The sequence below is a fragment of the Microbulbifer sp. 2205BS26-8 genome (genome assembly GCF_030731025.1).
GTDB classification, from domain to species: Bacteria; Pseudomonadota; Gammaproteobacteria; order Pseudomonadales; family Cellvibrionaceae; genus Microbulbifer; species Microbulbifer spongiae.
This window is the reverse complement of record NZ_JAVAMR010000157.1, coordinates 1-779: the sequence shown is the minus strand read 5'-3', so window position 1 is coordinate 779 and position 779 is coordinate 1. Positions and strand designations below refer to the sequence as shown.

The 779-nt window shown below is 66.6% G+C and carries 1 pseudogene; it reads right to left on the bottom strand.

Annotation, left to right across the window (positions count from 1 at the left end):
• Positions 1-779: pseudogene (locus tag Q5Y71_RS17015) on the bottom strand (hypothetical protein); the annotation flags it as partial.

The following is a 779-nucleotide window of genomic DNA, read 5'->3' as shown; positions in this document are numbered from 1 at the left end:
GCAGTGGCATCGGCCTGGGCAGCCGCAGCGGCATCCATGGCCTGTTGCACACCGGGATCCAGGGCCGGGTCCTCGTAGTCGTCGTAGGGCGTGCGGGATTTGGGTACGAACAAAAGCCGCGCGGCACTGGTGCCGAGACAGCGATCCCCCAGCCCGGCACTGCCGGGGGTGTCAGGACTGTGGCCATAGCAGGCAATGAGTTTATTGTTGGTGAGCACCGGCATGGGATTGCCGGTGCCGTCCACCAGTAGCACGACGCCGCCAGGTGCACCGCCGCCGCCGCTGCCACCGGGGATGGGCCTGGGACCAAAACCGCTACCGGGGCCACCATGGCCACCGGTGGTCTGGAGTGTGCCCGACACACCAAACGCGATACCGCGGGCGATCACCGCCAGGCCGGCACCGCCGCTGCCACCAATGCCCCCCGAACCCGCGGCAATGGTGGCACTCTGGGCGCGGTTCCAGTAGAAACTGCGCCCCCCATCCGCACCGCCACTGCCGCGCAGGTCGTCGGGGATGCCCTGCAGGTCGCCCCCTGCATTGACAATATTCAGTGCCGGCATCACGGCGTTGCGCCCGCGCACCACCTTGCCTTTGGCCTGGCTCTGTTGGTAGGGGTTTTGGCTGTCGGCAAATCCGGGCCCGCCGTACACGGAACCGAGAAAACCCGCGGCATTATTGCCTGGTATGCCACGCAGGGTGCCGTCAATCTGCAACACTCCGCGCACCCGCAGTTCCACATTGTCACTGACATTCAGGGTGCGTCCGGCGGGAATGGT